Source organism: uncultured Pseudoramibacter sp., assembly GCF_903789625.1.
Classification (GTDB): Bacteria; Bacillota; Clostridia; order Eubacteriales; family Eubacteriaceae; genus Pseudoramibacter; species Pseudoramibacter fermentans.
The window spans coordinates 168813-174812 of record NZ_CAIFFF010000004.1 but is presented as its reverse complement, the minus strand read 5'-3'; the positions used below and the strand labels follow the sequence as shown (position 1 = coordinate 174812).

Here is a 6000-nt window from a genome sequence, read left to right as displayed (position 1 = left end):
CCATGTGTTCCGCCTAGTTCGTCAATATGTGTCCAGGATTCTGGGTACATATCATAGCGGGTGGCGGTTCTAAAATTATGGTTTATTTGTTTTTCGATGCATTATGCAAAGGTCGGTTCAATCAACCCGTAGTCGCCGTTTTTACGGCGGTACACAACGTTCACATCATCGGTTTCCGCGTTCAGGAAAACGAAGAAATCGTGTTCCAGCAGGTCCATCTGCATTGCGGCTTCTTCCGGCGACATCGGCTTAATCGCAAATTTTTTCGTTCTGACGATTTTGGGTTCGTCAACATCTGGTACCTGTTCGTCGAGATCGTCGAAGGCTTCAAATTTGAGCTTGCTGTCCTGTGCTTCGTAGCGTTTTCTCAGTTTTGTCTTGTATTTTCTCAGTTGTCCTTCCAATTTGTCGATGACGGCTTCGATTGACCCCATCGTGCTGTCGGTCTTTTCTTCAGCCCGAAGGATCGTCTTGCCGAGCGGAATGGTCACTTCAATCACTTGGTAGCTCTTTTCTTTTTTGAAGGTCACGTAAACTTCTGTTTCCTTGTCAAAATAACGATCAAATTTCTGGAATTTCTTTTCAAGTGTTTCTTTCAATCCATCCGAAATGTGCATGTTCTTTCCATAGATCGTAAATTTCATTTTTATGTCCTCCAGTCCTTCGTGTTGTTTTTCAAAAACGATGCCGTCTTTGAAAATCTCAATCAATTGGCTGTATCGACTTGTCACTTCAGTCATTGATTGATTACGCTTTCATTATAGCATATTTACGATAGCATTGCACGCATTATCCTGTTCTTTTTAAAGCTTTAAATTTTTATTAATGAAAAACTAAATTTTTGTTAAAAATGCGGCGAATTCACAGAACTTTTCAAAATTCAGAAAAATTATGATATAATAAGATAATATTTTATTTCGAAAGCAATGAACGATTTTTAAACTTTATTAATCTGGGAAGGAGTTTTATGTCTGTTGGCAAGAAAATTCTAGCTGTTGTCCTTTCAGCAATTTTACTCGTCGTCGGAAGCGGCGCCGTTTACTTATTCAATATCCGAAGCAGTATTTCAGGGGCGTCCATCGACGACAACGCCGTCAGCGTTAATAAGTATTTAAATCACGATGTCATCAATCTCGCGCTTTTCGGCGTGGACGGCCGGCCCGATGTCGAGGGGAACCGCTCCGACACCATTATGATCATCTCCATTAATTTCAAAACCGGCAAAGCTGTCTTAACTTCGATTCAACGCGACACCATCGCCCGCATTCCAAAGAACAGCACCATCAAAAAGGATTCCTACACGAAAATCAACGCGGCGTACAGCTACGGCGGTCCAGAGCTGGCGGTCAAGACCATAAATGAAAACTACGACTTGAACATCACCGATTACGTCACCATCAGCTTTCAATGCATGATCGATGCCGTAAACACCGTTGGCGGCGTCACCATCAACATCAAAGATGACAGTATATTAAAATACACCAATAAATACATCAACGATTATAACCGGCTGAATAACACCCAAGCCAAGACATTGACTCACACTGGAAAGAATCACTTAAACGGAATTCAGGCGCTGGCTTACAGCCGCAACCGTTACAGCGACAACGACTTTGGACGGACGGAACGACAGCGGGAGGTTTTTAATAAGGTCTTCAATAAGCTGACAAAGCTCAGCAGCTTGAAGCTGGCCAATCTGGTTACAAAGATTTACCCCAATATCAGAACGTCCATGTCCACAACCGAGCTTTCGACCATGCTCAGGGGGTACATGCAGTTAGATAGCAAAAAGCTGACCAATCAGCACGTCCCATTCGACAATTATTACGCTTTTGTCACCTACGAAGGCTCGTCTATTGCGCCAAAAACCCTGGTTGACAACGTCATCCAGCTGCATCAGGCCATTTACGGAACTGAAAAATCCTACACGCCATCCGACACCGTCAATGAAATCAGCGACGGCATTGTCCGAAGAACTGGCGTCGGTACGCTGACCGGTACCACAAGTGCCGATTCCTCTACGGGTTCTTCATCGACCTCAACTTATTCGTCTGGCTCGTCATCATCGACAAGCAGTCGATCAACCCGCTCATATTCGAGTAATTACAGCACAAAACGTACGACCACCACAACCTCGCCCTCGACAAGCAGCAGCACAAATTCAACGTCCCCGACTACCACACCGAGTGAGAATTCTCCTCAAACTACTCCAAAATCATCTGAAAGCTCGCCTTCAACAGGAACAACAACAGAATAAAATCTTGAAGACACAAAAAAGGGACAGCCCGCAATGGACCGTCCCTTTTAAATTGCCACCGATTATTATTTAATACTCTATCGGATCCTGCACCGCTTCGATAATGACATCCCGGAACGCCTTGACCGCGATGTCGCACTGCGCTTCACGGCCAGTTAAAATCGCGCCGCTCATATTCGATTCGGTCGGACTGCTCCAGAAACGCACGACGTCGACATTTGCCTGCGTCAGCGCTTCATCGATGCCGATCGCCCCCTGCATCGCCGGCGCGATTAAATACGCGATGGACGACCCTTCCGGTAGATTGTAAGCCTTTGAAAAATAACGGCCGATTCTCGGAACGCACTGCGCGTAAATCAGCGTCGAATCATCGTCCGAAATGCTGTAAAGCGTCGACTGCTGTTCGGTAAAGGCCCGCACGTAGCGCAGACCCCGTTCGACGTCCGACACCTTCGGCCCGGAAATGACTCCGAAAACCTGCCCGTCGTTGAATTTGCCGCAGCCGCCGTAGGTGGTGTAAATCTTCGGCACTTCCACGTTCGCCTTTTTCGTCGCGTCGTCTGCCGCGACATACCCCACGCCGTCACACGCCGTTGTGAACAAACCGATATCGATATGGCCTTCCGGCAGTTCGTATTGTTCGAGCATGCAGTCTTCTACATCCGTCAACAGACGGTTAGATACGAATTTGCCTCGTAATAGATCTCCGATCATCAGCTTCTCTCCTATTCTAAAACATATGATTGTAATTTATTTTATCATCATTTTTAATGAGATTCAATGTCATTATTGGCGCCCTTTTGATACAGAATATTCGAAAGCCTGCAAAAATCTTCCCCGTCGATCTGTTCCGCCCGCTTTTTCGGGTCAATCCCGGCCTCATTCAGCGCGTCGAGCAGCACGTCTTTCGGATAAGCCGTATTGTTTGAAAGGCTGTTGATCAGCGTTTTGCGTCTCGTCTGAAAGGCAGCCTTCACCACCTTAAAAAACTGATTTTTATCACAGGGTTCAAAGGCCATCTGCGTTCTTTTCTGAAGGCTGATCACGATGGAGTCAACCTTCGGCCTCGGCATAAAGACCGACGCCGGTACGGTAAACATCACGTTCGGGTCGGCGTAATACTGCACGATCACACTGAAGGCGCCATAGCTTTTGCTGCCAGGCTCGGCACAGATGCGCTCGCCCACTTCCTTTTGAACCAGAAAGGTCATCCGCGACAAGTCAATGCCGTCCGGCCAGGGTGTTTCCAACAGTTTCATGATAATCGGCGTCGTGATGTAGTAAGGCAGATTCGCGACGACCTTCAGCGGTGTCGGCGCCTGAATCAAATCGAGCACGTCCGTTTTCAGAAAATCCTGATTGACAAGCGCAATGTTGTCAAATTCTCCGAGGGTTTCTTCGAGAACTGGAATCAATTTTTTGTCGATTTCAACGGTCACGACTTGATGCGCGCGCGCCGCCATTTCCTGAGTCATCGAGCCAATACCCGGTCCAATTTCGAGCACCGTATCCGCTTCTGTGATTTGTCCGGCATCGACAATTTTTTCGAGAATGTTTTGATCGATCAGAAAATTCTGACCGAATTGCTTGTTGAAATGAAGCTGATGGGCCGCCATCAGCTCAGAAATCACCGACGGTGAGGTTAAATTCATTCTGATTGTTTCCCTTCGTTTTTGTTTTCCTGATCGCGCCAAGCTTTGGCACGTTCGAGCAGCGCCTCGCGCTGGTTCTGTTTGGGCGACTGATAAACCCATCTCAGTAGACGCGCCAGCACATTGCCGATCTGCCTGCCGTGAAAGCCGAGGGCTTTGAGATCCCTGCCGCCAATCGCCAAATCGGATGGCACAATTGGCTCGTGGTCGTTCACAATTTTTAAAAATACCGCACGATTCTGCGCGTTATCGCTTTTTACCTTCTGCAGCGCCAATGCTTTTCCAAAAAGCGGCGCTCCCATCTGGCGCAGGGATGTCTTAAATCCGGCAATATCTCTGCAGTCGACCGTAGAAAAATCCAACAGTGCTGTCACTTCACTGACGATTTGGTTGCTGAAGCGCAGCCCTTTCAAGAAGGCGCGCGCTCGATCAGCTGGCCCATCCTGAAGCAGCCAGGCTAAACGCATCGCAAGATCAGGCGGCACCTCATTGATTTTTTCCGTCACAGGCTCAGGCAGATCTTCAGACGCCGACCGCCGGAGCAGATCAGCCCAAAGCCCGGTGGCTTTCAGCTCGTGCACAGCAAAGGCGGCATCTGGGCCTGTCAGCATTTTCGAAAATTCGATTTGAATGCGCTCCACACTCACCCCATCTGTCGTCGGCGCTTCAATAATGGCCTCGCGGGTGTGATTTTCGATTTGCCCGCCGATCTGAGCGGCAAAACGCACGCACCGCCATTTCCTGAGCCGGTCCTCGTCAAACCGCTCGTCGGCCTGGCCGATACACCGTATTTTTTTCTGTTTTAAATCTGGGAAGCCGCCAACCGCGTCAAAAATTGCGCCGTGACGGTCCATCCACAGCCCATTGACCGTGAAATCCCGGCGGCGCACATCCTCGAAAATCGACGCCTGAAAAGCGACCTCCTCGGGATGCCGCCCATCGGTGTAGCCTTCCTCTTTTCTAAAGGCCGTGATTTCAAAACTCACGTCCTCGTCCGCATCAGACAGGTCGATGCCGATCATTCCAAAGCGCTTACCCTTTAAAATTAAGTTGTGTCCAGGGAAAGCCTCGGCCAAAATAGCCGCAATCTTGTCCGGCTCCGCGCTCGAGGTGAAGTCCCAGTCACCTGGACGTTTGCCGAGGAGCAGATCACGGACTGCCCCGCCCACAAGGTAAACTTCCTCGCCCTGTTGTGCAAAGGCCTCAAATAATACGTCGAAGGGCCAGTCTTCCAAAAAGTTGTGATTCATCGGCATCTGTCAGTTCGTCCGCTGCTGTTTTTTCCGCATCCGTCTGATATAGCGGCGAGCCTTTTCCGGCCCCGCCTCTTGATTGCGGTTGCGGTAAGCCACGATTTGAACGAGGGTCGCCATGTCCGACACCTCGTAGGTCGGGCCGCATTTAGCGAGCGCCTGCTTGGTATTGTAGCCCCAGTCCACCGCCGCTACATCGATACCTGCTTCTTTACACGCCCGAACATCTCGGGTTTCATCCCCTACGTAGAGCATTTGTGTGGGGGAAATGCGCAGCTTTCGGCAAAGTTTCAGAAGTTTTTTCTTTTTCGAGAAAAGCGCGGCTCCTTCTACAAAATCGATATATGGCGTCAGCTGATGCGTCCACAAAAAATTGCGGACTGTGTCTTCAGAATTAGACGTCAGGATGCCGCAATAATCTGTCAACTTCGCGATTACCGCAAAAGCCTCCGGCAGATTTTCCTGAATGGCGACAATATCCTCCTGCTGGTTGCGCATGTGTTTGCGCCCTTCGTACATCAAACGAAAGACCTGATAAAAGGGCAGGTTCATATGACGCAGAATGTCCCGGGCTGACATTTCCTTGACGCGGTCGCGCTGACTGGCATCGATCGGCGCGTAGTGGTATTTTTTCGCGAGCTCATTGAAGATCCGGAAAACCATGCCTTCCGTATCTGCCAGCGTACCGTCGAAATCAAAGCATACACAGCGATATGACACCTTTATCCCTTCTTTCTCATCGTTTTTCTGATACGTTTATTGTCCCCCATTGAAAATAAATTTTCAATGATTAAAATCCAATTTATGATAAAATAAATTTTATTCGAATCACGTCTAC

General features: G+C 48.6%; 6 protein-coding genes. 1 reads left to right on the top strand and 5 read right to left on the bottom strand.

The window, feature by feature from the left end:
* Positions 1–101: 101 nt before the first annotated feature.
* Complete coding sequence (gene raiA, locus QZX60_RS04135) at positions 102–644, bottom strand: ribosome hibernation-promoting factor, HPF/YfiA family (RefSeq protein ID WP_295361702.1); 543 nt, start codon at positions 642–644, stop codon at positions 102–104.
* A 323-nt stretch (positions 645–967) separates the two neighbouring features.
* Here raiA and QZX60_RS04130 point away from each other — a divergent pair, with 323 nt between their 5' ends.
* Entirely contained in the window at positions 968–2257 is a 1290-nt protein-coding gene (locus QZX60_RS04130) for an LCP family protein (RefSeq protein WP_295361697.1), read from the top strand.
* 69 nt (positions 2258–2326) lie between these two features.
* Here the strand turns inward: QZX60_RS04130 and QZX60_RS04125 are convergent, their stop codons facing one another.
* The 4 genes from QZX60_RS04125 to QZX60_RS04110 are packed head-to-tail and all read right to left on the bottom strand — an operon-like array spanning position 2327 to position 5882.
* Positions 2327–2971: a BMC domain-containing protein gene (locus tag QZX60_RS04125; protein WP_295361695.1), complete on the bottom strand. Its 645-nt coding sequence runs from the start codon at positions 2969–2971 to the stop codon at positions 2327–2329.
* Positions 2972–3024: 53 nt separating this feature from the next.
* Complete coding sequence (gene rsmA, locus QZX60_RS04120; RefSeq protein ID WP_295361693.1) at positions 3025–3909, bottom strand: 16S rRNA (adenine(1518)-N(6)/adenine(1519)-N(6))-dimethyltransferase RsmA; 885 nt, start codon at positions 3907–3909, stop codon at positions 3025–3027.
* A complete protein-coding gene (locus tag QZX60_RS04115) occupies positions 3906–5159 on the bottom strand; it encodes a CCA tRNA nucleotidyltransferase (protein WP_295361691.1) in 1254 nt (417 codons plus the stop codon). Before QZX60_RS04115 ends, rsmA begins: the two co-directional genes overlap by 4 nt.
* 9 nt (positions 5160–5168) lie before the next feature.
* Positions 5169–5882, bottom strand: coding sequence for an HAD hydrolase-like protein (locus tag QZX60_RS04110; RefSeq protein WP_295361675.1), 714 nt, complete (start codon positions 5880–5882; stop codon positions 5169–5171).
* Positions 5883–6000 lie beyond the last annotated feature (118 nt).

Excerpts from the sequence above, each read along its gene's own strand:
- raiA (WP_295361702.1), bottom strand. The coding sequence starts at position 644 with ATGAAATTTACGATCTATGGAAAGAACATGCACATTTCGGATGGATTG.
- QZX60_RS04130 (WP_295361697.1), top strand. The coding sequence starts at position 968 with ATGTCTGTTGGCAAGAAAATTCTAGCTGTTGTCCTTTCAGCAATTTTA.
- QZX60_RS04125 (WP_295361695.1), bottom strand. The coding sequence starts at position 2,971 with ATGATCGGAGATCTATTACGAGGCAAATTCGTATCTAACCGTCTGTTG.
- rsmA (WP_295361693.1), bottom strand. The coding sequence starts at position 3,909 with ATGAATTTAACCTCACCGTCGGTGATTTCTGAGCTGATGGCGGCCCAT.
- QZX60_RS04115 (WP_295361691.1), bottom strand. The coding sequence starts at position 5,159 with ATGAATCACAACTTTTTGGAAGACTGGCCCTTCGACGTATTATTTGAG.